Source organism: Hallerella porci (assembly GCF_003148885.1).
Taxonomy (GTDB): Bacteria; Fibrobacterota; Fibrobacteria; order Fibrobacterales; family Fibrobacteraceae; genus Hallerella; species Hallerella porci.
The window spans coordinates 1-24,018 of record NZ_QGHD01000008.1; the positions used below are offsets into that span (position 1 = coordinate 1).

22 protein-coding genes and 1 tRNA gene are annotated in these 24,018 nt (G+C 45.7%); 7 read left to right on the forward strand and 16 right to left on the reverse strand.

The window, feature by feature from the left end:
- Positions 1 to 715: DUF1566 domain-containing protein (locus B0H50_RS05485; RefSeq protein ID WP_146193689.1), on the reverse strand; the 715-nt coding region annotated here is incomplete at its 3' end.
- A 300-nt stretch (positions 716 to 1,015) separates the two neighbouring features.
- Complete coding sequence (locus B0H50_RS05490) at positions 1,016 to 1,612, reverse strand: uracil-DNA glycosylase family protein (protein WP_109587386.1); 597 nt, start codon at positions 1,610 to 1,612, stop codon at positions 1,016 to 1,018.
- 442 nt (positions 1,613 to 2,054) lie between these two features.
- On the opposite strand from B0H50_RS05490, the gene B0H50_RS05495 reads away from it, so the two are divergent.
- Positions 2,055 to 2,432: a helix-turn-helix transcriptional regulator gene (locus B0H50_RS05495; protein WP_106197668.1), complete on the forward strand. Its 378-nt coding sequence runs from the start codon at positions 2,055 to 2,057 to the stop codon at positions 2,430 to 2,432.
- A gap of 26 nt (positions 2,433 to 2,458) precedes the next feature.
- On the opposite strand, the gene bioD is transcribed toward B0H50_RS05495, so the two are convergent.
- The 4 genes from bioD to B0H50_RS05515 form a co-directional block, all read right to left on the reverse strand.
- On the reverse strand, positions 2,459 to 3,124 hold the full coding sequence (gene bioD / locus B0H50_RS05500; RefSeq protein ID WP_109587387.1) for a dethiobiotin synthase: 666 nt from the start codon (positions 3,122 to 3,124) through the stop codon (positions 2,459 to 2,461).
- A gap of 18 nt (positions 3,125 to 3,142) precedes the next feature.
- Positions 3,143 to 4,450, reverse strand: coding sequence for an adenosylmethionine--8-amino-7-oxononanoate transaminase (gene bioA, locus B0H50_RS05505; protein WP_109587412.1), 1,308 nt, complete (start codon positions 4,448 to 4,450; stop codon positions 3,143 to 3,145).
- Positions 4,451 to 4,454: 4 nt separating this feature from the next.
- Complete coding sequence (locus tag B0H50_RS05510) at positions 4,455 to 5,126, reverse strand: type 1 glutamine amidotransferase (protein WP_109587388.1); 672 nt, start codon at positions 5,124 to 5,126, stop codon at positions 4,455 to 4,457.
- A 145-nt stretch (positions 5,127 to 5,271) separates the two neighbouring features.
- Positions 5,272 to 7,890 (reverse strand): OmpA family protein, encoded by a 2,619-nt coding sequence (locus tag B0H50_RS05515; protein ID WP_146193690.1) that lies wholly within the window; start codon positions 7,888 to 7,890, stop codon positions 5,272 to 5,274.
- A gap of 370 nt (positions 7,891 to 8,260) precedes the next feature.
- Here B0H50_RS05515 and B0H50_RS05520 point away from each other — a divergent pair, with 370 nt between their 5' ends.
- Positions 8,261 to 10,723, forward strand: coding sequence for a pectate lyase family protein (locus B0H50_RS05520; RefSeq protein ID WP_109587390.1), 2,463 nt, complete (start codon positions 8,261 to 8,263; stop codon positions 10,721 to 10,723).
- Positions 10,724 to 10,825: 102 nt separating this feature from the next.
- On the opposite strand, the gene leuB is transcribed toward B0H50_RS05520, so the two are convergent.
- The 9 genes from leuB to B0H50_RS05565 all read right to left on the reverse strand — a co-directional run bounded on the left by leuB (position 10,826) and on the right by B0H50_RS05565 (position 18,814).
- Positions 10,826 to 11,914: a 3-isopropylmalate dehydrogenase gene (gene leuB, locus B0H50_RS05525; protein WP_109587391.1), complete on the reverse strand. Its 1,089-nt coding sequence runs from the start codon at positions 11,912 to 11,914 to the stop codon at positions 10,826 to 10,828.
- Between the two features lie 65 nt (positions 11,915 to 11,979).
- Positions 11,980 to 13,047: a tetratricopeptide repeat protein gene (locus B0H50_RS05530; RefSeq protein ID WP_106197674.1), complete on the reverse strand. Its 1,068-nt coding sequence runs from the start codon at positions 13,045 to 13,047 to the stop codon at positions 11,980 to 11,982.
- 34 nt (positions 13,048 to 13,081) lie between these two features.
- Positions 13,082 to 14,035, reverse strand: a complete 954-nt coding sequence (locus B0H50_RS05535) for a tetratricopeptide repeat protein (protein WP_233244529.1) — start codon at positions 14,033 to 14,035, stop codon at positions 13,082 to 13,084.
- Between the two features lie 28 nt (positions 14,036 to 14,063).
- Positions 14,064 to 14,723, reverse strand: a complete 660-nt coding sequence (locus B0H50_RS05540; protein WP_233244531.1) for an energy transducer TonB — start codon at positions 14,721 to 14,723, stop codon at positions 14,064 to 14,066.
- 3 nt (positions 14,724 to 14,726) lie between these two features.
- Positions 14,727 to 15,128, reverse strand: a complete 402-nt coding sequence (locus B0H50_RS05545) for an ExbD/TolR family protein (protein WP_109587392.1) — start codon at positions 15,126 to 15,128, stop codon at positions 14,727 to 14,729.
- A complete protein-coding gene (locus B0H50_RS05550) occupies positions 15,125 to 15,688 on the reverse strand; it encodes a MotA/TolQ/ExbB proton channel family protein (RefSeq protein ID WP_106197677.1) in 564 nt (187 codons plus the stop codon). The genes B0H50_RS05545 and B0H50_RS05550 overlap by 4 nt, the downstream gene beginning before the upstream one ends.
- A 3-nt stretch (positions 15,689 to 15,691) precedes the next feature.
- Entirely contained in the window at positions 15,692 to 17,173 is a 1,482-nt protein-coding gene (locus tag B0H50_RS05555; RefSeq protein ID WP_106197678.1) for a MotA/TolQ/ExbB proton channel family protein, read from the reverse strand.
- Positions 17,170 to 18,018 carry a DUF3450 family protein gene (locus B0H50_RS05560; RefSeq protein WP_106197679.1) on the reverse strand — a complete coding sequence of 283 codons (849 nt, stop codon included), beginning with the start codon at positions 18,016 to 18,018 and terminating at the stop codon, positions 17,170 to 17,172. The genes B0H50_RS05555 and B0H50_RS05560 overlap by 4 nt, the downstream gene beginning before the upstream one ends.
- 61 nt (positions 18,019 to 18,079) lie before the next feature.
- The gene (locus B0H50_RS05565) at positions 18,080 to 18,814 is read right to left on the reverse strand and encodes an ankyrin repeat domain-containing protein (protein ID WP_106197801.1); all 735 of its coding nucleotides are present in this window, start codon (positions 18,812 to 18,814) and stop codon (positions 18,080 to 18,082) included.
- Positions 18,815 to 19,019: 205 nt separating this feature from the next.
- Between B0H50_RS05565 and B0H50_RS05570 the strand changes: the two genes are divergently transcribed.
- From B0H50_RS05570 to B0H50_RS05590, 5 genes are read left to right on the forward strand one after another with little or no spacing between them, the layout of a single operon-like run.
- Positions 19,020 to 20,045 (forward strand): hypothetical protein, encoded by a 1,026-nt coding sequence (locus B0H50_RS05570; protein WP_109587393.1) that lies wholly within the window; start codon positions 19,020 to 19,022, stop codon positions 20,043 to 20,045.
- Positions 20,046 to 20,053: 8 nt separating this feature from the next.
- A complete protein-coding gene (locus B0H50_RS05575) occupies positions 20,054 to 21,019 on the forward strand; it encodes an NAD-dependent epimerase/dehydratase family protein (protein ID WP_106197681.1) in 966 nt (321 codons plus the stop codon).
- A gap of 27 nt (positions 21,020 to 21,046) precedes the next feature.
- The gene (locus tag B0H50_RS05580) at positions 21,047 to 21,934 is read left to right on the forward strand and encodes an Hsp33 family molecular chaperone HslO (RefSeq protein ID WP_106197682.1); all 888 of its coding nucleotides are present in this window, start codon (positions 21,047 to 21,049) and stop codon (positions 21,932 to 21,934) included.
- A 10-nt stretch (positions 21,935 to 21,944) separates the two neighbouring features.
- On the forward strand, positions 21,945 to 22,562 hold the full coding sequence (gene thrH / locus B0H50_RS05585; protein WP_106197683.1) for a bifunctional phosphoserine phosphatase/homoserine phosphotransferase ThrH: 618 nt from the start codon (positions 21,945 to 21,947) through the stop codon (positions 22,560 to 22,562).
- Entirely contained in the window at positions 22,562 to 23,770 is a 1,209-nt protein-coding gene (locus B0H50_RS05590) for a class I SAM-dependent rRNA methyltransferase (protein ID WP_173315552.1), read from the forward strand. The genes thrH and B0H50_RS05590 overlap by 1 nt, the downstream gene beginning before the upstream one ends.
- 139 nt (positions 23,771 to 23,909) lie before the next feature.
- On the opposite strand, the gene B0H50_RS05595 is transcribed toward B0H50_RS05590, so the two are convergent.
- Positions 23,910 to 23,983, reverse strand: a tRNA-Arg gene (locus B0H50_RS05595).
- Positions 23,984 to 24,018: the final 35 nt, after the last annotated feature.

Consider the following 24,018-nt stretch of genomic DNA (forward strand, 5'->3'; position numbering starts at 1 on the left):
CTAAATCAACAGCTTCTCTAGATGTTTGTTGAAACTCCGTATTTTGTGAAGATTCGTTTTCTTCATTCTTTTCTGCTAAGACGGGGCGAACAGATAACCCATAGTCGCGGCAGGCGTAGTCGTCCACGATCTGACCGCCCGAACCGAAGCCCAAGTTGTAAGCGCTCTCGCTGCCGCGCTCGGTCGGAGTAGAACTCCAGCAGCGGCCGATACTCCCTGCGTCGTCCAAACCAGAATCGGGAAGGAGCCCTGCCGCTGGGAGGAAAATTGAATTTCCATTCGGACCTGTTACTTTACAACCATTTCTATGATTTTTGCTTGTCCACTTCCATTCACATTTTTCAACTAATTCTCGATATTCTTCTTCTGTTGGCATGCGCCATTTTCCGCCCCAATTGGCTGTAGCTGCGTCATACTTCGGGCTGCCTGCTATATCAAAATTGAAGTCATCCTTTTGATATGTTAGGCTATTTTCATCGGTGTATTCTGCTTTGGGTTCTATTTCGCCCCATGCAAAGTAATCTCCATAATCTTCGGAATTTGTAGCCCCTACATTATGATCAGCCCACCGAACTGACAAGCCTAAATCAACTGGTTCACCCACCACTGGTTTTGCACTCAATGGTGCTGTACAAAAAGGACACTGCTGTAATTTTGCAAGAACTTCTTCTGGAAAATTCAATTCCATTCCACATTGGGGGCATTTTTTTGCCATATTTACAATCTCCTTTTGAATTTGTTGTTTTAGGTTAAGCTTTTGACTATACGAAATCCCGTATATTTGTGACCGTTCTCGTTCGATTTGATTCCTCGTTTCTTGCGGTCGCGGACCTGCAAGCCCGCGACAAATAAATCGAATAAATCAAATGAAACGAATGCGCTACGCTATTCTGCTAAGACGGGGCGAACAGATAGTCCGTAGTAGCGGCGGCTGTCGCTCACGTACATACTACCAATAAAATAGCCAATAAAAGGATTAAACTTTTCACCATTTAATCCTTTTTTATAGAGAATACTATTTTATGTGCAAAAGTCCAATCTCTTGAAATTTTTCTTTATACAATTGAATTTTGTTTTCTCTTGTCCAGAGGCCGCTTTTTTGAGTTTCTCGACTTGAACTTGGAAGGCAATAGATTGTTATTTTTTCAAGTTCTGCAGAATCACCGATTTTTGAAAGCTTGATGCTAAATTGTTCATTGACAATTTTTGCAGGTTCACCTTTTCCTAAAATAAACAAAGCTTTACAATCAGGAACAAATTCTAACAAAGCTTTAATATCTGTTGCTTGAACACAAGGATTTTTTTTATCAGCAGCTCCTTTTTCTTTTCGATGAGCGATTGTGACAACATCATACAATCCGATTCCTTTTTCACGCAAAAATTCTTCAATTTTACTTTGGTCATAAACCTTTTTAGAGGCAGGCTTTATAAAATGCTTTTCATCATTAAAAAAAATTGCCCCCAACATTTCCCACATTTCATTAGTGGAGCTTGAATAATAAAAATCCATTGTGCGGTTTTCTTTTGGCGTAGGAAAATACCCAAACATCAAAACTTTCGTATTTTGAGGTAAAAAGGGTCCGAATGGATGAACTTCAATAGGATTAATCATAGAGAATGCTCCTTTTAAGCAATGTTACAATAGCATTGTAAAAAAAAATACATTTGTCAATGTTTTTTACAAATTTTTTGAAAATTTATGGAAGTAAAACACTTGCCTCATAGTCCTACTAACTTAATTCAACTAAAGAACTAAGAACTTCCAAGTTTCATATATCGCTACGCTCAGAATGACACAGCATTCGTTCCATACTCTCTAGGACTTTCCAAAGGGCGTAAGGAAGAAAAGTATTCCCTTGCCAAAGGATTCTTGAAAGCGGGAATTCCGATTAAGACTATTGCAAAAGTTACCGGCCTTACAATTGACGAAATTAAAGCTCTGTAACAAAGAACCCTTCGGGGTTCTTTTTGATTTGAATGAAACGCTGACAGCAAAATTCCCTCCTTTTTGGTTACACGCATTTTCAATCAATTAAAATATATTTAAAATCGGTATGGAAAAAATTTCTAAAGAAGAACTACAATTTATGCGTCGTGCATTTCGCAATGTTCTTGTCGAATGGCGCGCAGAAAGAAATCTCTCTCAAAATCACGTGGCGCATCATTGTTCTCTTTCGAACCAGCAAGTGTATCGTTTGGAAAATGCACAAGAATCCCCCACTCTCACTTCTCTTGCAAGTATTATTACAGGACTTGAAAAAAATTGGTTCGAATTTGGGATGACGATGGAACGAGCTGTTCATCGAGAACAAGAACTTGAAAATCACAAAGCCGAAAAAGAGCGAATCATCGCCGAGCGCATTGCCGCATGGGCTGCTCTAAGACAAAAAAGAATTTATCTTCAAAATACCGCACGGAAAAATTGGCTCTAAATAGCGAATCTAACTTTTCAACGATTTTAAAATGCGCTGCAGTGAAGTTCTTTATCGCCCGATTTAACTTTAGCGAGAATTTCTAAGCGAGTTAATTTTTGCATCATTAAAATGTTATCGTCTTCCATTTCTACATTGCCGCTTTCGCCGTAACGGTTGACGATAATGCCGCGAATTGAAATGCCTCGACTTTTGGCGTATTCGGCAGTTAAAACGCAGGCGTTGATAGATCCGAGCGCTGCTGTGGTGACGATTAAAATCGGAAGATTCACCGTTTTAATAATGTCTTCCAAAAAAATTTGTTTTTCTGCGTCGTAGCGAATCGGGCAAATGATTCCCCCGCTGCCTTCGACAAAGATAAACTGATGTCGTTTGCAAGCAGCTTCAAAATCTGCGCGAACTTGAGAAAGTTCAACGGGATTTCCTTCTTTGCGGGCTGCGAGATGCGGAGAAACCGCTTCTTTGTAAACGTAGCTGACGAGTTCTTCTTCAGAATCGGAAAGGCCTGCAAAATTTTTCACATAATCTGCATCGCCTGCAATCCATTTTCCATTGCGAAATTCTGCACCGCTGAGAGCAGCTTTATAATAGCCCGCATCCATTCCTAAATCGCGCCATTTTTTGACAAGAAGTGCTGTGACAAAAGTTTTCCCGACATCGGTTCCAGTCGCTGTAACAAAATATCCTTTCATCTTTTCCTCTGCGAAAATTTATTCGTGAAATTCATCGTCGTCCGTAACGGGCGCAGGTTCACATTCTCCGATTTTTTTTATCGCTTCGCAAATGCGATCGATTTCTGCATCCGTTGTGATGAACGGAGGCATCGTGTAAACGTAATTGCAAAATGGACGCAACCAAACTCCGGTTTCGCGGATGACTTTTAAAATATCTTCGGCAGATGGTTTTGCTTTGAGTTCCAAAACGCCAATCGCACCGAGGACGCGGACATCGGCAGCGTTTTCCAAATTTTTGAGCGGTAAAATATTTTGCTTTAACCGTTTTTCGATGTGGGCAACTTCTTTTTTGTAATCGCGATTTTCAAAGAGCGAAAGCGAAGCAATTCCCGCAGCACATGCGAGCGGATTTGCCATATAAGTGGGACCGTGCATGAACGCAGAAATTTTACTATTCGTAATCGTTTCGGCGACCATTTCCGAAGCGACGCAAGCCGCCATCGTAATGCTTCCGCCGGTGAGAGCTTTTCCGATGCACATAATATCCGGAACAATTCCCGCGTGTTCCATTGCAAAGCGCGGACCTGTCCGATAAAATCCCGCGGCGATTTCGTCCAAAATCAAAAGGATTCCGTTTTCATCACACAATTTGCGCAAGCGTTTTAAATACTGCGGATGATAAAGCCACATTCCGTTTCCGCCTTGAAAAACGGGCTCGCAAATGACGGCTGCGATTTCTTTTTTGTGAAGCGCAACCACTTCTTCCATCGAACGAAAATCTTCATCGTTCCATTCACCGTCCGCGCGGCAGTTGGGACGCTCTGCAAAATAATGCTGCGGCATAATTCCGCGGAAAAGTACATGCATTCCATCGGGATCGCTGAGCGCCATCGCACCCGCAGTGTCACCGTGATAGCCGCCTTTGAGCGCGACCAATTTGCATTTTTCGGGATGCCCTTTTGCATACTGATATTGCACCGCCATTTTCGCAGCACATTCTACCGAAATGCTTCCCGAATCGGCGAAGAAAATTTTATTCAATCCCGCGGGCAAAAAGCGAACCAATTTTTCTCCGAGTTCAATTGCGGGCTCGTGAGTGAATCCGCCGAACATCACGTGGCACATTTTTTCACTTTGCTTTTGAATCGCTTCGACAATTTCTGGCGCATTATGACCATGAGCCATGCTCCACCAACTTGAAACGGCGTCGATTAAATGATAACCGTCTGCGGTTTCGATGGTCGTTCCGTGCGCCGATTTTGCGAGGAATCGCGCCGGTGTATTTTTGAGAGCGGCATAAGGATGCCACAAATATTCGCTATCAAATTGCAAAAGATTTTTCATTTTTTTACCCGAGAATTGCATTGAGCAATTCATTCAACACAATATTTGCCTGCGGGATGTAACGTTCACCCAATTCTAAAATTTGCGGCTTTGTTTGGACGAATTGACGATAATTGGAAAGTTCTAAATTCAGTTCATCCGCACAATTTTCCAAAATGCTTTTCATCGATTCTGCGGTCGTTTCTAAGTGAAATTGAAGCCCGACAGATCGTCCGATTTTAAAACCTTGATTTTTACACGCTTCGCTGTAAGCAAGCGGCACCGCATATTCTGGAATATCAAATGTTTCGCCATGCCAATGGAAAGCGTTTAACGATAATCCATTTTCAAAAGTCACCGGAAACCAACCGATTTCTTTTTCCGGATTTTTTCGAATCGGCGCATAAAATGCATTTGCGAGTAATTGTGCACCCAAACAAATTCCGAGTAGCGGTTTATTCGCCGCAAACATTTCGCGGCAAAATTGTTTTTCGGCTGAGAGAAACGGAAATTTATCTTCGTCTAACGCACTCATCGGTCCGCCCATTAACACGGCAAAATCGACTGCTGAGGAATCTGGAACCGCATCGCCTGCATATAAATTCACTCGGTGAATGCGATGCCCTTTGGCTTCTAAAATCGGAAGGATGGCACCCGGTCCTTCGAATTCAACATGTTGAAAAATGAAGGTTTCCATGACACTAATTTAAATTAGAAATGAACAATTTTTTGCTTTCGAAAAATGATTATCCCGCTTTAAGGGCAATTAAAATTTGGAAATAAATTTTACAACAAAAAATCCCCGGCGAATGCCGGGGATTTTTACGTTACGCTTTTAGCGATTACTGAACGCGCTTCATCATAATGCGGCGGTTGAGTTCACGACCTTCTGCAGTGCTGTTGTCTGCGACCGGATCGGCTTCGCCCTTACCGATTGCTTCCAAGCGGCCCTTGTCAACGCCGTTCTTCACGAGTTCGGTGACAACGGCATCAGCACGCTTCTGAGAAAGTTTCAGGTTCGTCTTGTCGTTACCGCGGTCATCGGTGTAACCGAGAATCTGGTAACGTTCATTCTTACGTTCCTTCGTGTTCAAGCTCTTGGCGAGTTCGCGGAGAGATCTCTTCGAGTTCGCTGTGAGTTTTGCCTTACCGCTTGCGAAGTAAACTTCAAGTTTGATTTCTTCAACAGCGCAGCCGTCAGCATCCAACGAGCCCGCTTCGAACGGACACTTGTCGAGGCCGGTGCACTTATCCTTGAAGACTTCGAGCATGCCCTTCTGCGTTACCCACGGATCGCAAACGCCATCGTTATCCGAGTCCGGATTATCAAGCGGGCAACCGTTGTTCTGGACAGAGCCAGAATCGAGCGGGCACTTATCAATGCCAGAGCACTTATCCTTGAAGAGTTCAAGCATGCCCTTCTGAGAAACCCACGGATCGCAAACGCTATCGTTATCCGAGTCCGGATTATCGAGCGGGCAACCGTTATTGGCTACTGCACCCGAATCATACGGGCACTTGTCGAGGCCGGTGCAGACATCCTTGAAGACGTCAAGCATACCCTTCTGCGTTACCCACGGATCGCAAACGCTGTCTTTATCCACGTCCGGATCTTCGGTCGGGCAACCATTCGTTGCGAGCGGACCCTTTTCATTCGGGCACTTGTCGAGGCCAGTGCAAACGCTCTTGTAATCATCGAGCATACCCTTTTCGGTAACCCACGGAGAGCAGACGCTATCTTGGTCTGGGTCCGGATTTTCGAGCGGGCAGCCATCATTTTCAACCGGTCCGTATTCAGCCGGGCACTTATCAACGCCCTTGCACTGTTTCACGTTCGGATCTGTCGGATTTTCAAAGAAGTAACCGAGACCCTTTTCGGTAACCCAAGAATCGCAGAGACCGTCACCGTCCACATCCGGATCTGGCCACGGGCAACCCTTATTAGCAACCGGACCACTTTCGCCCGGGCACATATCGTAACCCTTACAAACATTTGCAAAGTCAGCGAGACGACCTTCGTCAGTCACCCACGGAGAGCAAATCGAGTCATTATCCGGGTCCGGATTCTTCGACGGGCAACCGTTAAAGGCGAGAGAACCTGCTTGGTTCGGGCATTCATCAATGCCTTCGCAAACATCCTTGAACTGGGCGAGCATATTCTTTTGAGCTACCCACGGATCGCAAACGCCATCACCATCGGCGTCCGGATTGTCGAGCGGGCAACCGTCCGAACCATTACCGGCTTCGTTCGGGCAACGGTCAATGCCTTCGCAAATATCAGCAAATTCAGCGTTCAAACCTTTTTCTGCCACCCACGGATCGCAGATACCATCTTCATCCAAGTCCGGATTCGGCCACGAGCAACCGTCGTTGCGCTTGTCGCCTCTTTCGTCCGGGCACTTATCGTCCGAGTCAGGAACACCATCACCGTCACGATCCGGATCGATCAAGAAGCCAGACCAAGTGATGCCGCCAAAGCCAGCAGCGGAAGGAGTCGTACGAGCTTTGTATGTCCATTCCTTTTCCGATGCGCCATCGCTGCCCTTATGCGTTCCGTCATGCGAGAATGCGCCCGAAACCGGAGCTGCCGTATGGCTCTTTGCGAGAGCGAAATGACCGCCGACCTGCAAGTCTAAGTGCGAACCGATGTGGAACACGAGACCGACAGAAGCTTCGTTCATGCCCATATCTTTCACGAGGTCATAAGAACCGTCGGCGATATCCATATAATATTCACCGAAGACCGAGACCACCGGAAGAGGATAGACTTCGAGGCCTGCGGCAAACGAGAAGAAGTTCGGGAAAGCGTCATTGCCCACCGTAAAGCGATAGCCACCGTTCAAATGGATGAGGAGCGGAGCGGCATCGGTTTTACGAAGGTCCATCGTTGCAGCTGCGGTAATCCGCATAATCGAATTGCTCGAACCGAACGAATAAGCGCGACCATTATCTTTGTTAATGTAATCCGGCTGACGAATCCAAGCACCGCGTTTGTTCTTATCGGTGGTCGGGAAGTCGGCGCCGAGAATCAATGCGAGATCAAAGAGCTGATCTTCGGGAAGCGGAGCGCGGAATTTCATGCTCGCACGGAGATTACCGAGGTAACCTTGGTTCGCAGCATCCGCTTTCTTAAAGCCGACGTGGTCATAGTAAACCGGAAGCATAATAGACACGTCCACCACTTCGAACATGCCAAAAGCCATACCGAAGTAACCACTTCCGCCAAAATATTCGGAAATTTTGTCGCCGTCAACAGCGTGACCATTGTCAAAACCGTCCAAGACACTCTTATCATTGGAGAAGTCACCCAAAACGGTGATTCCCAACTGACCGTGCTTCATCGATTTTGCTGAATAGGTTTTGTCGAAACCGAGTTGTGCATCGCGGTTAAAGGTTTCATGCGCAAAAGCCATTGAAGCCGTTAAACCGAGAAGCGCAAGACACTTCATACAGTTTTTCATTGGTTCTCCTTCTTATAACCAATCCGACCCGCTAAGAAATAGCGAGTCCAACCCTTTTTTGAAAAGATAGTTAGAAAAAACGTTTTTGTCTTTACCGAATTGCGGAAGCGCACCTTCGTTTCTGCATTTTTACAATTTTCGCCGTTTTTTGGAGAATTTTCGGCAAAATTCAGGGTTTAATTTTACAATTTGCAAATAATTTTGAGAACATTTTAATCATTTCATTTTTATCAAAATTTAGAATTTTCCATTATTTTTCAAAGAAATTTAAAATTTTTCACTTTTCTCTATTGACTTTTCTCCGCTTTAGTTTAAATTATTTTTGAGAACATTCTCAAAACGGGAAAACTTTTCCAAGGATTGGTGTTGTATGAAGAATTCATCGCACAAAAATTCACTTTTGGTTTCGACAATCGCTTTCGGGCTTGCGGCAACTGCAGCGAATGCGCTTACCATTCAAGAAGCGGGCGGTTGGTTTGAAACCGCTTACGCCAAATGGACTCCGGTAAGCGGCGCTACCAAATACAATGTTTATTGCGACGGCGTTAAAATTGACGATGCGCTGATTCGCACTTATAGCGGTTATGTCCGCGCGGACATTCCGGGAATTTCTGCAGGTTCTCACACTATCAAAGTTGCTGCGGTGACGGCGAGCGGTGAGAGTTCCTCAGAAGTCACGACGAAAACCATCACAGCGATTGCGCACGATCGGAGCGGTTTTGCGTTTTCGGACGGACGCGTTCCGGGCGCTTATAAAGCCGACGGCACTTTGAAAAATGGCGCGGTGATTATTTATATGTCCGAAGCGACGAAAGAAACGGTGACGATGGATGTGACCACCAATTCGAAAGGCACGAAGACGACTTGCAAAAGCGTTCAAGGCATTTTGAATTGTTACAAGAAAGGTTACGAAACGCGGCCTCTTGATATCCGCTTGATTGGAAATGTCACCGATTCCGATTCTTTGGTCGGCGGCGATATGATGATTGATTTAGGAAATTCGACGAATTCTTATGTTACTGTCGAAGGCATTGGCGAAGACGCGACCGTGAACGGTTGGGGCATTCGCATTAAAAATGCGCAGAATGTCGAAGTCCGCAATGTGGGCATTATGAACGTCAATTCGGGCGAAGGCGATAACATCGGGCTTCAGCAAGGAAACGCTCACATTTGGGTGCACAATAATGATTTCTTCTACGGAGACGCAGGCTCGGACGCAGACCAAGCAAAGGGCGACGGCGCTCTCGATTGCAAAAAATCTTCGTACGTCACATTTAGCTACAACCATTTCTGGGATAACGGCAAGAGCAATTTACTCGGCCTTTCGGAAGGCGTCTACAGCTACAATTCCACCGACTATTACATTACTTATCATCATAACTGGTACGATCATTCCGATAGTCGTCATCCGCGCGTGCGCTTTTACAATGCTCACGTTTACAACAACTATTACGATGGCAACGCAAAATACGGAGCTGGAAGCACTCAAGGTTCGTCGGTCTTTATGGAAGGCAATTATTTCCGCAACTGCAAATATCCGATGCTCACTTCGATGCAAGGGTCGGATTTGTATGCGGGCACAGCGACAAGCTCGACGGAAAATGCCACATTCAGCAAAGAACCCGGCGGATCCATTAAAGCGTTCAACAATTTCATGGAAGGCGGTTACACTTTCATTCCTTACGGCGCAACTTCTTATGTGAACAAAGGCGAATCCGTTTCGGCTGCGACAATGAATGTGAACACGCAAACCGATTTTGATGCTTACGTCGTCAAGAGCGCAAAAGAAACCGTTCCGAATTCCGTAAAATCAAAATCCGGAGCGCATTATTACAGCAACTTTGACACCGGCTCAAAAATGTATTCTTACAAAGCAGAAGAACCTGCTGCGGCAAAGACAACGGTCACAACTTATGCAGGTCGTATGCACGGCGGCGATTTCCAGTGGACATTCACCGCAGCCGACGATGAATCGTATGCAGTGAATACGGCGCTCAAAAATAAATTGAATAATTACACGAGTGCGCTCAAAAGCATCCAAGGAACGGGCGCAATCATCATTACAAGTTCGAGCAGCGAAGCTGAAAAATCTTCAAGTTCGCAAGCAAAGTCGAGCAGTTCGATGAGCAGTTCTTCGTGCAGCGAAAAAGTTTCGAGCAGTTCAGTTGCTGCGAGCGTCAAACCGATTTTCGAAAGCGTTTCACACAACTTTACCGAAAGCGGAAATTCGAGCGAATATTTTGCGATTAGCGGAAACTTGACAAAGGCTTCGACAACCGTCAACGGAAAAGAACTCACTCAAGCATTGAAAATGGAATCGGCTACGAGCATTCAATTTACTTTGGAAAAAGCGGCGACAGTGACTTTGACTTTCAACGCGGACTTTGCAAAAAAAGTGAAAGTCAACGGCAAAGCTTATACAGCAAACGCGGGCATTGTAAAAGTGAATTTAGACGCCGGCGATTACACGATTACAAAAGGCTACATGGCAAATCTCTTCGTCATCGATGTTGAAATCGGAAACGTTTCGTCATCGAGTTCTGTAGCCGATTTGAGTTCAAGCAGCACCGAAAATAAATCCAGCAGTTCTTTGACAACAGCGATTACGACGGTGAAGCAAAATACTGCGACGATGCGTTTCTCTCGGGCGACGAATCATTTGAGCATTGAATGCGCCCGCGTGAAAAATGTTGCGATTCTTTCGGCAAATGGTCAAGTTCTATTGCGCGCTGATGGTCAAAAAGAATTGAATCTGAGCAATCTTCCTCGCGGCATGTACATTATCCGCGCGGTCACAGAAAACGGAACGCAGTTGATGAAAATTCAAAAATAAAACTTCAAACACCGCCGGCTTTGCCGGCGGTGTTAAACAAAGAAAAGCCCGCTGCGGCGGGCTTTTGATTAAAAAAGGCTCGCCTTCGGCGAGCCTTTCATTTTACTTGAGGAAAGAAAGAACTGCGTCACCCATGCCGGTTGTCCCGACTTTCGTGTCACCTTCTTTCCAAATTTCGCCGGTGCGGAATCCTGCGGTAATCGTTTTTTCGACTGCGGTTTCAATCGCCTTTGCCGCTTCTTCTTCCTTGAAAGAATAACGGAGCATAAGGGCTACAGAAAGAATCTGAGCGAGCGGATTTGCAATTCCCTTGCCCGCGATATCCGGCGCCGATCCACCTGCCGGTTCATACAAACCGAAAGAACCTTCTGCGATCGAAGCCGACGGGAGAAGTCCCATCGAACCGGTGAGCATTGCGCATTCATCGGTCAAAATATCGCCGAAAAGATTCGGGCAGAGAAGAACGTCAAATTCACGCGGACGGCGGAGAAGCTGCATCGCAGCGTTGTCCACATAAAGATGTTCAAGTTCAATTTCCGGATATTCATTAGCGTGAATTTCCTTCACAATTTCGCGCCAGAAAACGCTAGTCGTGAGAACGTTTGCTTTGTCGATACTCGCCACTTTCTTGTGACGGAGTTTGGCGGCGTCAAATGCAAAGCGCGCAATGCGTTCAACTTCGTAGCGGCTGTACTTCATCGTGTCAAAACCGATTTCATCTTTGCCGCTGCCTTCACGACCCTTCGGCTGACCGAAGTAAACGTCGCCGGTGAGTTCACGAACGGTGAGAATATTAAAGCCGTCGCCGACAATATCTGCACGAAGCGGACATGCCGGAGCGAGTTCCTTGTAAACGCGAGCCGGACGCAAATTGCAGAACAGCTTAAAATGTTTGCGGAGCGGAAGAAGTGCGCCGCGTTCCGGCTGTAAATTCGGCGGAAGAGATTCCCATTTCGGGCCACCAACAGAACCGAAGAGAATCGCATCAGCGGCTTCACCCGTTTTGAGGGTGCTTTCCGGAAGCGGATTCTTGAAATGATCGTAAGCGATGCCGCCTACATCCGCCCATTCTTTTTCAGTTGTAAAACCAAATTTATCTGCCACCGCATCGAGAACGCGGACAGCTTCCTTCATCACTTCCGGACCGATTCCGTCGCCCGGGAGAACGGCAACTTTATAATTCTTGCTCATAAGAACCTCGTTAATTTAGACGAAAACAAATGTAATAAATCCAAACGCTGCAAAATTTTTTCGCATTAAATGGATCTAAATTTTTTCGCTAACGCTTTTTGGTTAACGCTAATCAAACGCTCCGCTAAGCCTTCGCGAATTTCGGCATCCAACTGATGAATTTGCTTTTGGCGTTTTCCCAAATAATTTTCAAGGCGATCAAATTCTTGGAGAGTGATTAACATATTCACATAATCTGCGTCCACGTTTTCGCCCGAGCGGAAATTTTCGTGCGCATTCAAAAGTTCTTCTCTCCGCGATTTCGAAACGACATTGCAAAGGCTCATCAAATGGAAAGCCTTCGGAAATTTTTCGTATAATTCTTCGGCGAGTTTTAACGCTTCGTCTTTCTTCTCTTCGCGGAAAAGAATTCCCACTTTCAAATCCAAAAATTCTTCTTCATCTTCATTCTTCGGATTTTCGACTTCATTCAAAACGCGGTTCGCATTTGCCACATCGCCTGCAACATAATAAGCGTTCGCCACTTCGATTTTCGTATGATTCGAAACATCCGGATCGCGGAGAAGAGAAATTTTTTCATAAAGCGACGGATCGCCTAAACTATCAGCGACATCGAGAAGACCTGCAAAAATTTCGTCTTCATTTTCAAGCCCGCGTCCGCGAATCGAATTTAAAACATCGTCGATGACTCGGCGCATTTCTTCTTCGGAAAGAAATTCTTTTGCCGAAAGGAAAACTTCTTCACGCGCTTCTTCGCCGATGGAATTGACAATTAAATCGTGCAATAAATTGACGACATATTCGCGATCATCAAATGATTTTGCTTTTTCCGTAAAAAGCGCAACGGCATCGGAAAAGAGATTTTCAAAATCTTCCGCCAAATCTTCGCTGCATTCCACATCGCAAAATGCGCTGCAGTTAAGAAACCAAGCGAGCATTTCTAATTCTTCGCGACCATTTAAATTTTCAATTTTTTCAAATTCGCTAACGAGCAAATCAAAAAGTTTATCCGGCTCCGAAAGCGCTGAATTTTTTCCGTGCAAAACCGAGAGAAGTGTATCGCGGATTTTATCCGATGCGCTGCGATTGCTTTCGTTCAAAGACGAAGATTGCCAAATTTTTTTCTTTTTCATGCGCCAAAAATAAAAATAAAATGAAGATTTTTCGTCAGCGTTTTTGAATCACACGCTGATAAATTTCTTGGGCTTTTGCTTCATCGCCGGCATTGTAAATTGCATTGCCCACATTTTCTGCGCCGATGCGCCCTTGAGAATTTCCCATTTTCCAAGCGTTCATGTAATTTTCTAACGCTTCGTCATAACGCTTTTGCGAAAAATAAATTTGTCCTAAATCCACATAAAGTTGATCGCTATTTTTCTTGAAACGCAAACCTTCTTCGAGTGTAAAAATCGCCATCCACGGAGACGCATCTTGCAAATACATCTGCGCCAAAAAACGCCTCGCCGATGTATTCTGCGGATCGATTAAAAGTCCGCTTTCCATTTCGCGAATCGCTTTTTTTGACGAATCCATTTTGCTGTAATAATGCGAAAGCGTGTAATGCACATCGGCGCCAGCGGCTGCTGTATTATCGACCGCGCGCTTCAAAGTTTTAATCGCATATTCGTAATCGCCGAGTTTTTCATAGACTTCGGCTAGTCCATACCAAGCGTCAATGCGATCGGGATTTAAACGCGTCGCCGCTTCAAAATGTTTTTGTGCAAGCGCTAAACTGTGCGATTTGATAAAGCATTCGCCGAGCGCATAATGAATGTGATCCGAATCTTCGCCGAGTTCGAGCGCCCGTTTGTAAGCGACAATCGAAAGTCCGTAATCGCCACCGAGATAATATAAATCGCCGAGGAGCACCCACGCTTTTGTAAAATCGGGCATGAGTTCAACAGTTCGTTTGTATGCAACCATAGCGATATTATTTTTTCCGAGTTGCACCAAAGTGTTTCCTAAATTGAACCAGGCAAACGGTTCATAGCGCCCTTCTTGAATGGCTGCGCGATACACTTTTACTGCTTTTTTGTATTCGCCTTTGTCGTAAAGTTCATTGGCTTGTTTGAAAAAATCTTGAGCCGATGCGAAAGAAGCAAAAGTAAAAATGACGAGCACAAAAAATTTGCGCGAAAATTTCAGAAAATTACGGAACAAATTTGAACTCCTTCGTCGCTTTCTGCGCCACCGGATAATGTCCGAGTTTTGCGGGTTCAAATTTCCAAGAGCGAATCGCTTTGAGCGCTTCCGTTTCAAATCCATATCCCGGCGGATCGATAGAAAGCACTTTTACATCGGTGACATTTCCATAGACATCGATGACCATATAAATTTTTACATAACCCGCAACGCCGAGTTTTTTTGCACGCTCCGGATAAACGGGATTTACCATTTTTAATGCCTGCGCTTCTTCGTCCACATCGCCCGCTTCATAGACGACATTTTGCATACCGCCGCCAGCGCCGACTTCAACGCCGTCGCCATTTCCGTCTCCGCGGGCAAGCGATAAATCCATGCTAAAATTCGAATGCGAACGTGCGCTATTCGCTGTGCTGTTGAGTTTGAATTTATTCGGCTGCACAATTTTATGAATCATTTTCTGCGGCTGCGTTTTCTTTTTTTCGCGCACAACCGTTTCCACTTCGGTCAATTCTTCTAATTGCACTTTTCGCGGAGCGCCGTCATTCTTAAAAAGAAGAACGTTCAAAACCGGAATGGCCAAGAAGAAAAATGTGTTCACGACCACGGCGAAAATCACCGCGAAGAACCACCGAGAATGAAAGAAAATGCCGGAGAGTTTTTTCAAGCGTTACTCCTTCGCCGCCGAAATAGAAACTTTCCGCACATGCGCCAAATTGCATTCGTCCAAGACGTCGACGATTTTTCCCGAAGGAGCGTCTCTATCCGAAACGATAATCACAGGACGATCCGGAGCTTCGTTCATCATCTGCCGCAAAATCGTCTGCAGCGACGAAAGATTCACCTGCGTTTCGTTAATGTGAATCGTTCCTTGCCGCGTAATTCCAATCAAGATGCTTTCTTTCGAAAGTTCTTTGACGGAACTGGCTTTCGGTTTTGAAACATCAATTCCCGTTTCGCGGGTAAATGTCGAAGTGACGATGAAAAAGATGAGCAAGATGAACGTCATGTCCATCATCGGAGAAATATCAATTCCGCCGGTGTTTCGGCGTTTGCGTCGGATAAAACTCATTTGCCCTCCGCGGAAAATTTTTCGTTTTCCAATTGCAAAGCGCGCTTCCAACTTTCGGCTTTTAAGCGTTCCATGCGAGCGCGCAGATGATTGTTTGCAAGCACAATAGGAAATGCGACGAGAAGTCCCGCCTGCGTCGTCAAGAGCGCTTCGGAAATTCCGTCAGCGATAAGCACCGGATTTCCAAATCCAAAAAGTTGAATCGTTTGAAAGACGTGAACCATTCCCGAAACCGTTCCGAGAAGACCAAGCATCGGCGCAAGCGCTGCGCAAGAAGCAATCGTCGGAAACGCTTTGTCAAAATCCACTTCGATAAAATGGCGAATTTCTTCTAAGCGAAAATTCACGGCGCGTCTTCCGAATGCATAAGAATCTAAAATCGATTTTTGAAATTGCGAAATGATTCCAAATTCTCCTTTGCTTTTTGCGCGGCGATAGGTAAAATATCTTTCAAAAATTAAAATCCACGCAAAAAGTCCGAGCAGAAAAATGGGAAGCATTACCCAACCGCCCTGCACAAGCAGCGCACGAATTTCTTCGAGTGCCGAAAGTTGCGTCATCGTTTAACCTTTCAGCCAGCGCGAATTGAGAACAGCGAGTCCCGCTTTTTCCATGCGACTGCGGATTGCGTCCACGCGGTTCGAAACGAAAGTGTGCAAAAATTGGAGAGGAATCGCAACGATTAGTCCCGCTTCCGTCGTAATCAACGCCACAGAAATTCCGCCCGCGAGCAATTTTGGATCCGAAGTTCCGTGCATCGTAATCACTTGGAAAAGTTGAATCATTCCCATCACCGTTCCCAAAAGTCCGATGAGAGGAGCCGTCGTCGCCATCACCGAAATCGAAGAAAGTCCGCGTTCGAGTGCGGGCACTTCGCCTGCAAAAACTTCTTCCAACGCTTTTTCTGCCGAATCTCTATCCGGATAATCTTTGAGTATTCCCGTTTTAATGACGCGACCGACAGAGCCGTGAAGTTTCTTCGCTTTTTCGCGGGCTTCTTCCAGCTTTCCTTCGCGGGCAAGGTCTAGCACTTTGCGGTAGCGTAACGTCGCCCCTTTAATCGAAAGCACGATCAAGCGTTCGAGCACAAGCAAAAGCCCGAGCACGAAAAGCGCAGCAATCGGATACATTAAAATGCCACCGCTTTTAAAAGTTTCTTTGCAAATTTCGAAGAAGGATTTTTCTTCGGCGCTCGCCAATTCCGACGAAAGAGTTGTGCTCAAAAGAACATCGACCGGAATCATCGCAAAGGCAGAATCTTTCGCCATTTCAAATGCCGCATTCACTTCGGCTTTGGGTTCTGCGGTATTCATCTCTTGCCACGAGAAAATGCGGCCTTTATCGCCTGCCGAAGGAAGCATTAACGCAACCGAACTATCTGCGCCCGAGGATGCTCGCATCGCAAAAATATTTCCAAGTCGCAATTCATCGCCAAATGCCACTTTGTTTCCGAAGACGAGTTCGCCTTTGTTCCATTCCATTTCGCGGGTGAACGCGAGCTCTTTCTTCGCCAAATCGATGACTGTTTTAGCCACTTTCAGCGGATCATCGCGGAAAAGTGCCATATTTTTTTCGGTGCGATTGAAATTTTCAATGCGCTGCGGAAGCCGATACGGAATGCCGTGATCTTTTAATTGATTCAGCGGCTCCAAAATGCTTTTGTCCGCAGAAAGCGCTAAAAATTCCGAACGTTTTGCTTCGGCGTTTTCTTTCACCTGCGCCAAATCTTCTCGGGCGACGCGGACATTTTCTTCCAAGCGCACCCGTTCTTCCATTAAGCGATCGAGTTCATCTTTCGCTTCTTCGTATTTTTGATTGAAAAGTTCGCGCTCTTGATTCGCTTTTTCGCGGTCATTCCAACGCGCAGCCACTTCCATATCGCGCTTTTGGCGCGCTTCTTCTAAGTCGGCTTTTGCTTTATTCAATTCAGCGCGTTCCCGCACTAAATTATCGCCATTTGCAGAGCCTCCAAGCGGAGTTTGCGCAAAGAGAATTCCCGTTGAAATAGCGGTAATCGCAAAAATTTTTGAGAGAGAAATTTTCATTTTTTCACCTCCCCAGCCTTCTGAACTTTTTCGGTTTTCGCATCCGCCTTTTCCTGATTCACTTTATCAAACGATGAAGTCGGCACCGGAATTTTCACAATGTGCGGAGCTGCCTTTCCTTCGGCGACGCGGAACGATTCTTTCACATCGGCGCGCAGCGCTAACGATTCGGGAATTTTCTTCCAAGAATAAACATTATTTAAATGATCAAGCCAATAATAATCGACTTGGTCGGCGCTTTCGAAAATAGCTGCGACTGCACCGTAGCGGAAAAATTTTCCTTGTACTTGTTTTCCGGTTTCGGCGTCCGTCAGATAACCATCCCAACTTTCTGTCGTCGAGCCCATCCGAATGCGTTCGACAAAAACTTCCATCACACGGCTGAGCGCATCATCGGGCGCGACAACGCCTTTGCGCAATTCTCCCGCCATCGCTTTTAAACTTTCGACGGTTTCGCTATTGCGATACGGAAAGTCCGCTTCAAAAAACGGCGCTAAGCCTTCGATGACCGCAGCCAATTCTTGCGCATATTTTTGTTTCCGAGAATCATACCAACGAGAAATTCCCGCAGACTTATTCCGCGCTTCGTTCAACCGAGAAAGTTCCGCTTTCATCTCATCGATTTCGGCGCGGAGAGTTTTCTTCTGATTCGAAAGAGAAATCACTTTTTCGCGCCCCGATTTGATAAAGTCTTCGTGGCGTTTTTTTTCATCGGCGTGTAATTTTTTTTCGCGTTCGGTTTCGCTATTCACCGTCTGAATCTGCCGACGAATGCCGTCCACCGTTTCGGCAGCAAAGACAGAGCCAAGGCTCAAAATCAAAAATAAAGGAAGGAATTTCTTCATAGCGTATAAGATACAAAAAAAGCACGCCGAAGGCGTGCCCTAAAATTTGAGAAATCAAAAATTACTTTCCGAATTCTTTCATGTATTTCGGCGTATTCTTGGCTCCGTTTTTCTTTAAGTAAGCGATTAAACGCGTATAGCCTTCGTTCTTTGCCCAATCGAGAACAGAATAACCTTGACCGCATTTTGCGTTAACATCGACGCCTTTCGAAATCAAATAAACCATCGCGTCATAATTGCCGCCCTTCACCGCGAGATGAATCGGGAAATACGAATCGGCGCCGCGGGTTTCAAGAGGTGCGCCAGCATCGCCGAGCATTTTCAAAATTTCTGCGTCGCCGGTTTTTGCGGTCAAAGCCACCGCCGGAGCTGTCGATTGAATTTCGCCGGATTCTTGCAATTTCGTAATGAGGAATTGCGCCACATCCTTGTGCTTATTTTCAATCGCATCTTCCAAATAGGTTTTGCCTGCGCTATTCGTGCCATCGAGCTTTGCCCCGTGACTGACTAAATACTGCAACATATCGAGTTTGCCTTTGTTCACGGCAATCGCCACCGCAGAATTTCCATTGTCATCGGTCGAATTGATATCGTAAGCCGCCTGCAAGAAGAGAGTCATCTTAGCGGTATCGTTCTGACCGATATACGAGATAAATTTATTCGGGGTAAACGGAATGCTCTGCTTGGTTAAATACTTGCGGACAGAGGCCGGATCATTCGGATCCATTTCGTCGGAGCAAGCGGAAAACATCAAAGACAAAGCGCAAGCGCCGAGAACGAAAAACTTCTTATTCATGCGGAAAGACTCCAAAAAAGGGATTTGCTTCTTGAAAATACATTTCATTTTACAAAAATGCGCATTTTTTTGTAAAATTTTCGAGAGAAAAGTCCACATTTGCCCCCATTTTCGACGGATTCTTCCATTTTTGTCGCCACTTTTTCAAGGATACTTTGAAAAAAACTTGGCAAAATCCCGCAAAAAATTGTAAACTTATGACGCAATGTTCTACTCTCATCGACTTTTTCGACTTTTCCCCGTTGCGATGGCGCTTTTCATCGGAACTAGTTTTAGCTATGCCGACGAAACCGCTCTCCCCGTTTCGGATTCTTTACAAGCCAAAAATTTAACCGAAAATTCTGCTCCCGATTCCGCGGTCGCGAAAGCTCCGAGCGATTCTGCCGTTACAATTCCCGATTCCGCGGTCGCGAAAGCTCCAAGTGATTCTGCCGTTACAATTCCCGATTCCACGGTCGCGAAAGCTCCAAGTGATTCTGCCGTTACAATTCCCGATTCCGCAGTCGCGAAAGCCCCAAGTGATTCTGCCGTTACAATTCCCGATTCCGCAGTCGCGAAAGCCCCGAGCGATTCTGCCGCTACAATTCCCGATTCCGCGGTCGCGAAAGCGCAAACCGATTCTTCTAACGCAGACACGATTCTTTACCAAAAACGCCGCCCGATGGGACTCGGTTTGATTTACGAAATCACGAATGTGAAAGCGTCCAATGTCGAAAGCAATATGCGCCGCAAAGGAAAAAATTACGACGTCGATGTAGACATTTCCAATTTAATCGGTATCGCTTCTCAATATTACATCAACAAATGGATTTCTCTCTTCGGTGCCTTTGCATATAACCGTTTTGATATCGATTATACGCCGCGGGACAAGTCCGATAAAGAACGCTCGATTACCGCAAACAATTTACTGCTCCAAGGCGGATTCCAAATCGGATTTTCTTTCCTGCACAGTCAGAATTATCAAATCCGCGCGCTCGGATTTTTGGGCGGAATGTTCGGCTATTCGTTCCTCAACGACGACTATTATATGAATCCGTTAATTTTCGGATATCTCCGCGGCATCGGTTTACAAGTCGCCTTTCATCGCGTTGCCATTTTCGCCGGCGTTCGCAGCACGCACTATTATTTCCACACGTATGATAGCAGCCATTGGGACAATGACGATTACGGATTTATGCTCGACTTTGACACGATGTCCTGCCCATTCTTCTCTGTCGGCATAGGATTTTAAGGGGTGATATGAAAATTCTCGTCACAGGCGTTGCCGGATTTATCGGATGCGAAACCGCTCTTGCTTTTTTGAAAGAAGGGCACAAAGTCGTAGGCATTGATAATTTGAATGATTACTACATCGTTCAATTAAAGCGGGATCGTTTGAGCCGAATTCCGACGGAACATTTCCGCTTTGTCGAATGCAATCTTTCGGATAAAGAAACTCTTTTACCGCTTTTCCAAGAAAATCATTTTGACATCGTCGTGAATTTAGCGGCGCAAGCTGGGGTGCGTTACAGTTTGATCAATCCGCAAAGTTATGTGGAATCAAATGTCGCAGGCTTTGTGAATTTGTTAGAATGCGCCCGCGCTGTTCCGCCGAAACATTTCGTTTACGCTTCTTCGTCGAGCGTTTACGGTCGAAATACCGAGACGCCGTTCCGCACAACTGACCGCGTTGAAAAACCGTCGAGTTTATATGCCGCGACAAAACGTGCAAACGAACTCATGGCAGAAACTTATCATCATCTTTTTCAGCTGAATTTAACGGGGCTTCGCTTCTTTACCGTTTACGGTCCGTGGGGCCGTCCCGATATGTCACCGTGGCTTTTCGCCGATGCGATTACACACAACCGCCCGATTAAAGTTTTTAACAACGGAAAAATGATGCGCGACTTCACGTATATCGATGATATCGTCGAAGGCATTAAACGCATCGCTTACGATGGCGTCGAGAAAAAAGAACCTTTAAATCGTTTGTATAATATCGGACGCGGTCAGCCGATTAAACTGATGGATTTCATCGCGACTCTCGAAAAAAATTTTGGAAAAGTCGCCGAAAAAATTATGCTGCCGATGCAACCGGGCGATGTCGAAGTCACTTGGGCCGATACGGAAGCTTTGGAAAAAGATATCGGTTATAAGCCCGCTGTCGATTTGGACGAAGGCATTGCAAAATTTGCGGAATGGTTCAAACGCTACACGAAAGTTTAGCATTCTCGCAATTTCTATATTTGACTTATGCAAAATTCTTCCCTAGACCGTTTAATTCGTGCGACCGGTTCGCACGTTCCTTTTCGTTTAGTTCTCGCGGACATTACCAAATCCGCCGAAGAAATCGGCAAAATGCACGGCGCTTCTTCGGAAGCTTTAAAGCTTTTGGCAGAAACTTCTCTTGCGTCGCTTTTCCTTTCGTCAAGTTTAAAATTTGCGGGAACGGTCTGCGTGAAAGTTTCGTTTTCGGGCGATATTTCGTTTACCGAAGCCGATTCCACGCCGCAAGGACTTTTCCGTGCGATGATTCCGCAAGACGAAATTCAAAAAAATAAACAATACGAGCCCGCACTTTCCCCGCAGCGTTTTGAAGTCGTCACCTTGGATGAACACGGAAAACGCGTCCGCGAAAGCATTATCGAAGCGGTTTCCGAAAGCATGGGGCGCAACCTTTCTGTCTACATGTTGCAATCGGCGCAGACTCGTTCTGCAGTCGGCATTGAAGCGCGCTTAAACAAAAATGATCCGCAGAAATTAGATTATGCGGTCGGATTTTATTTGGAACCTTTTGCCGATATCGCCGACGATGAACTCGCACAACTCGAAAAGCAAATTGCGAAACTTCCTGCATTCTCGGAATTTTTTGACGGCAACCAATACAATTTGAACCGTTTAATGGAAGCGATTTCGGGCGAATATCCGACGACAATCGTCCGCGAAATTAAGCCGCAGCCTTATTGCCCGTGCAGCAAAGTCCGCTCTCTCGCTTCCCTTGCAACGATTCCGACCGAAGATTTGCAAGACTTAATCCAAGACGGAAAAAATGTGGAACTCGTCTGCGAATTTTGCCGGAACAAATACATTATCACGCCGAGCGAAATTCAAGAAATTTTAAACGATCGACTTCTCAAATAAAGTAGCGCTTATGTTTACGAAACAATGCATTGTCACGTTGGATATGGAAGGGGTTTTAACTCCGGAAATTTGGATTGCCTTCGCCGAAAAAACGGGAATTCCAGAACTGCGTTTAACCACCCGCGATATTCAAGATTACGATGAACTGATGCGCGGACGCTTGAAAATTTTGGAACGCAATCATTTGAAGCTTTCGGATATTCAACGCGTCATCGGAAGCCTTCCGCTTTTGGACGGCGCTCTAGAATTTTTAAACACTCTCCGCAACGAAGCGCAAGTCATCATCCTTTCGGATACCTTCCAAGAATTTGCGTATCCGCTGGTCAAGAAGATGAATTTGCCGACGATTTTCTGCCACAATTTAATTGTCGAAGACGATAAAATCATCGGTTATCATTTGCGTTTACAAGATCAAAAACGCAAAACCGTCGAAGCGCTCAAAACATTAAATTTCAAAGTATTTTCTGCGGGCGATTCCTTTAACGATACGGGAATGCTTCTCGCTGCCGACAAAGGTTCCTTTCTCTTTGCGCCCGAAAATGTAACCGCCAAATTCCCCACTCTCGCAGCGGCAAATTCCTACAAAGAATTGCTCGATTCGTTCCATCAATTTCAGGATACGCTGTAATGGCTAAAGCGGAAATTCCGGTCATCGTTTTAACAGCGGGAAAAGAAAAATCGGCGGTGCGCAATCATCCGTGGATTTTTAGCGGCGCCATTCATCAAGTTCTCGGGAATCCGCAAGCCGGCGATACCGTCGAAGTGCGTTCCGCTCACGGAGAATTTTTAGGCTACGCGGCATTTTCGCCGACGTCGCAAATCCGCGCACGCTTTTGGACTTTCCGCGAACGCACACCGATCGACCGCGATTTTTTTGCAGCTCTCATCGACAAGGCGATTGAAAATCGCCGTGCCCGCGGCTTTGATGTCGCAGACCCGAAATCCGCTTTCCGCTTAATTCACGCCGAAAATGACGGCATTCCCGGCTGCATTGTCGATAAATACGCCGACATTCTTTCCATCGAAATCCTCGCTGCCGGCGCAGAAAAATTTCGCAAAATCCTCTACGAAATTCTCGTCGAAAAAGTGCATCCACGCGGCATTTTAGAACGCTGCGATGCCGACGTCCGCTTAAAAGAAGGACTTCCGCAGAGAAAAGAAATCGTTTACGGCGATGTGCCAAAAACTCCCGTCGAAATGCTCGAAAACGGAATTCGTTTTGACGTTGACGTTTGGAATGGGCACAAAACCGGTTACTATTTGGATCAGCGCGACGCGCGTTTCGAAGTCGGAAAATTCGCCCGCGGAAAACACGTGCTCAACTGTTTTTCGTACACCGGAGGCTTCGGACTTTTTGCTTTACAAAATGACGCGAAGCTTGTCACCGAAGTCGATGTTTCCCGAGATGCGCTCCAAATCGCGGATTCGTTAATTCAGAAAAATGGATTTGACAAAAGCAAAACCGAACTCGTCGAAGCCGATGTATTTGCGTATCTTCGCAAATGCCGCGACAGCCGGAAAACTTTTGATTTAATCGTCCTCGATCCGCCGAAATTTATCGAAAGCAAATCGCATTTAGAAAAAGGCGCCCGCGGTTACAAAGACATCAATTTGCTCGCGCTCAAACTTTTAGCGCCGCAAGGAATGCTCGCGACCTTCAGCTGTTCTGGTCTTATGGAAATGTCACTTTTCCAAAAAATCGTCGCCGACGCAGCTCTTGACGCTCACCGCGATGTGCAAATCATCAAGCGTTTCGGACAACCCGCAGACCATCCGATTAAAACAACTTTCCCCGAAGGACAATATCTCAAAGGGCTTTTGCTGCAAGCCGATTAAATTTTCTCGGACGCGTCAAGCGTCCTTTTTTGTTGAAGCTCAAAATGATTTGCGATTTTAAAGTCGCATTTTCAAAATCCGCCAAAATGCGGAAAAGCTTTAAACACAAAAAAGCCCTGAGATTTCTCTCAGGGCTTCGTGCGAGTGGCAGGACTCGAACCTGCAACCTACTGGTTCGTAGCCAGTTGCGCTATCCAGTTACGCCACATTCGCATTGGAACGACCCAAATATAGATTTTTCAGAAATC

Excerpts from the sequence above, each read along its gene's own strand:
- B0H50_RS05490 (WP_109587386.1), bottom strand. The coding sequence starts at position 1,612 with ATGATTAATCCTATTGAAGTTCATCCATTCGGACCCTTTTTACCTCAA.
- B0H50_RS05495 (WP_106197668.1), top strand. The coding sequence starts at position 2,055 with ATGGAAAAAATTTCTAAAGAAGAACTACAATTTATGCGTCGTGCATTT.
- bioD (WP_109587387.1), bottom strand. The coding sequence starts at position 3,124 with ATGAAAGGATATTTTGTTACAGCGACTGGAACCGATGTCGGGAAAACT.
- bioA (WP_109587412.1), bottom strand. The coding sequence starts at position 4,450 with ATGAAAAATCTTTTGCAATTTGATAGCGAATATTTGTGGCATCCTTAT.
- B0H50_RS05510 (WP_109587388.1), bottom strand. The coding sequence starts at position 5,126 with ATGGAAACCTTCATTTTTCAACATGTTGAATTCGAAGGACCGGGTGCC.
- B0H50_RS05515 (WP_146193690.1), bottom strand. The coding sequence starts at position 7,890 with ATGAAAAACTGTATGAAGTGTCTTGCGCTTCTCGGTTTAACGGCTTCA.
- B0H50_RS05520 (WP_109587390.1), top strand. The coding sequence starts at position 8,261 with ATGAAGAATTCATCGCACAAAAATTCACTTTTGGTTTCGACAATCGCT.
- leuB (WP_109587391.1), bottom strand. The coding sequence starts at position 11,914 with ATGAGCAAGAATTATAAAGTTGCCGTTCTCCCGGGCGACGGAATCGGT.
- B0H50_RS05530 (WP_106197674.1), bottom strand. The coding sequence starts at position 13,047 with ATGAAAAAGAAAAAAATTTGGCAATCTTCGTCTTTGAACGAAAGCAAT.
- B0H50_RS05545 (WP_109587392.1), bottom strand. The coding sequence starts at position 15,128 with ATGAGTTTTATCCGACGCAAACGCCGAAACACCGGCGGAATTGATATT.
- B0H50_RS05550 (WP_106197677.1), bottom strand. The coding sequence starts at position 15,688 with ATGACGCAACTTTCGGCACTCGAAGAAATTCGTGCGCTGCTTGTGCAG.
- B0H50_RS05555 (WP_106197678.1), bottom strand. The coding sequence starts at position 17,173 with ATGAAAATTTCTCTCTCAAAAATTTTTGCGATTACCGCTATTTCAACG.
- B0H50_RS05560 (WP_106197679.1), bottom strand. The coding sequence starts at position 18,018 with ATGAAGAAATTCCTTCCTTTATTTTTGATTTTGAGCCTTGGCTCTGTC.
- B0H50_RS05565 (WP_106197801.1), bottom strand. The coding sequence starts at position 18,814 with ATGAATAAGAAGTTTTTCGTTCTCGGCGCTTGCGCTTTGTCTTTGATG.
- B0H50_RS05570 (WP_109587393.1), top strand. The coding sequence starts at position 19,020 with ATGTTCTACTCTCATCGACTTTTTCGACTTTTCCCCGTTGCGATGGCG.
- B0H50_RS05575 (WP_106197681.1), top strand. The coding sequence starts at position 20,054 with ATGAAAATTCTCGTCACAGGCGTTGCCGGATTTATCGGATGCGAAACC.
- B0H50_RS05580 (WP_106197682.1), top strand. The coding sequence starts at position 21,047 with ATGCAAAATTCTTCCCTAGACCGTTTAATTCGTGCGACCGGTTCGCAC.
- thrH (WP_106197683.1), top strand. The coding sequence starts at position 21,945 with ATGTTTACGAAACAATGCATTGTCACGTTGGATATGGAAGGGGTTTTA.
- B0H50_RS05590 (WP_173315552.1), top strand. The coding sequence starts at position 22,562 with ATGGCTAAAGCGGAAATTCCGGTCATCGTTTTAACAGCGGGAAAAGAA.